1 protein-coding gene and 1 pseudogene are annotated in these 2,596 nt (G+C 65.7%); both read left to right on the top strand.

The annotated features are described in order from the left end of the window. Positions 1-162: 162 nt before the first annotated feature. On the top strand, positions 163-1,728 hold the full coding sequence (gene istA / locus FM119_RS07595) for an IS21 family transposase (protein WP_087137080.1): 1,566 nt from the start codon (positions 163-165) through the stop codon (positions 1,726-1,728). Continuing rightward, a pseudogene (locus tag FM119_RS07600) lies at positions 1,725-2,471 on the top strand (ATP-binding protein). Before istA ends, FM119_RS07600 begins: the two are co-directional and overlap by 4 nt. Positions 2,472-2,596 lie beyond the last annotated feature (125 nt).

Genomic DNA, 2,596 nt, shown 5'->3' on the forward strand with positions numbered 1-2,596 from the left:
CTGAGTATTCGCGCTTCTGAGGGCCGCTGATATTGGGGTTCGGGGCCACCCTGCCGTCGACGCGATCGCGTCGTTGAGGGCCACCGAGTATTGGGGTTCGGGGCCGCTTTCTTAGGCTCCTTCTGCCGTGTGGCTGATCACGCGGCAGAAGGAGTGATTCGGATGGTACGCAAGATCAAGGCGAAGCTCGTGCTTCGGTTGCGCTCGGAGGGGCTCACGGGTCGGCAGATCGCCGCGCAGGGTATGTCCCGCACCAGCGTGGCGATGGTGCTCGATGCCGCTGACCGGGAGGGCATCGGCTGGGACGACGTCGCCGCGCTCGATGAGGCGGACGTGTATGCGCGGCTGTTCCCCGGGCGGGGTGAGCATGACAGTGTTCACGCGCAGCCGGACTGGGAGAAGGTCCATAAGGAGCTCGCGAAGGTCGGGGTCACGTTGAAGCTGCTGCACGGCGAGTATGTCGACGCCTGCCACAGTAGGGGTGAGACGGCGATGGGATACGACAGGTTCTGCAAGTCGTATCAGCGTCACGTGCTGGTGATCGGGGCGGCGTCGCGGGTCGGTCACAAGGCCGGGCAGACGGTCGAGGTCGACTGGTCCGGAAAGACGATGCGGCTCACTGATCCGGTCACCGGCCAGGCGATGAGGGTCTACTTGTTCGTCGCGACGCTGCCGTTCTCCCGCTATGCGTTCGTTGAACCGGCCCTGGATATGCGGCAGGACACTTGGTTGCGGGCGAACGCGGCGATGTTCGACTGGTTCGGCGGCAGCGTCCCCAGGATCGTGCCGGACAACCTGAAGACCGGGGTGATCAAGCACCCTGCCGAGGGTGAGGTCGTACTCAACGACGCGTATCGGGAACTCGCCGCGCACTACTCCGCGGCGGTGCTGCCGGGCCGGCCCGCGAAACCGAAAGACAAGGCGAGCGTCGAGAACACTGTCGGCAACGTCGCGACAGCGGTGATCGCCACGCTCCGTGACCGCACCTTCGCGACGCTGCCGGAGCTTCGCGCGGTGATCCGTGAGCGGGTCACCGCTTACAACGCCGAGCCGTTCCAGAAGCGCGCCGGGTCCAGACTCTCCGTGTTCGAGGCAGAGGAGAAGCCGCTGCTACGGCCGCTGCCGGCCGTCGGGTTCGAGATCTCCCGATGGCACTACGGACGCAAGGTTCAGCGCAACGGGCACGTGGTGTTCGAGCGGAACTTCTACTCCGTCCCCTACGCCAACATCGGAGGCAACGTCGACCTGCGCGTCACCGACACCACCCTCGAGGTGTTCGCCGCCGATCAGCGGCTCACCAGCCATCTCCTCGCCCCAGCCGGGGTGATCAACGAGTACCGCACGCACGACTCGGATCTGCCCGACGGACCCCAGTATCGGCAATGGGACGCGGAGCGGGTTCGGGAGTGGGCAGCTCGGATCGGGGAGGACACCACGACGATCGTGAACCGCATCTTCGAGTCCGTCCCGGTCGACGAGCAGGGTTTGGACGCTGCGCTGGCCGTGTTGCGGATGACTCGCCGCTACTCGGCTGCGCGGGTCGAAGCTGCTGCTGGGATCGCGCTGCAGTCGCGGGTGAGGTCGCCCAGGTATGCGCATCTGCGGCCGATCCTGGACTCCAATCAGGACCAGAACGGCCGACGGCAACCGAGGTTCGAACCATCCGTCTGGGAGGAGCCGGCAGGCTACGTCCGCGGCGCCGACTACTACGCCGGAGGCACCCGATGAGCCGGCTCGACTCCGAGACGAAACGGAAGCTGCGGGAGATGGGCATCTCCGCCCTGGTCGACGCGATCGACATCCAAGACGATGCCCTCACGATGGGGATGGTGTTCGAAGAGCGCATCAAGCTCGCCGTCGACGACGCCCACGCCGCGTTCACCCACGCGAAAGTCGAGGGCCTCATCCGGCGGGCGGGGCTCCGATACCCGAACGCGGACCTGCGCAGGGTCGACCTGCTCGAACAACGCGGCCTCGACCGGGGTGTGATCGCGCAGCTCGGGACCTGCCAGTTCATCAGCAGGCAGCAAAACGTGGTGTTCCAAGGGTTCACCGGATCCGGGAAGAGCTACCTCGGATCGGCGCTGGCGAAACAGGCCTGTCAGCACCGCTACCGAGCGCACTACATCCGCATGCCCGACCTCGAAGAGACCTGGGCCGCCGCGAAAGACAAGCCCGCCGGCATGGAGAAGTGGCTGCGGAAATACAGCACGTTCACGCTCCTCGTGATCGATGAATGACTGCTCGACCCACCCACCGACGACGTTCGATCCATGCTGCTCGAGCTCCTCGAACGCCGATACGACGCGACCTCGACGGTGTTCTGCACCCAGTACGCGAAGAAGGACTGGCACCAGCGCCTCGGCTCCGGGGTCCACGCCGACGCGATCATGGACCGCATCGTCCACAACACCCTCTGGATCGAGACCGGCGACGTCAACATGCGCGAACAGACCGCCGCGTCCAGCTGAGTCGGCGCCGGTGAGCGTCGCGCCCGCGGGGGTGGCGCTCACCGGCAATACCCCTGGCCCCGAGAACAAATATCGGCTGGCCCCGAACCGCAATAATCAGTGGCCCTCAAGACTCCAAATACTCA

It is taken from the genome of Mycetocola reblochoni REB411, assembly GCF_900163835.1.
Taxonomy (GTDB): Bacteria; Actinomycetota; Actinomycetes; order Actinomycetales; family Microbacteriaceae; genus Mycetocola_B; species Mycetocola_B reblochoni.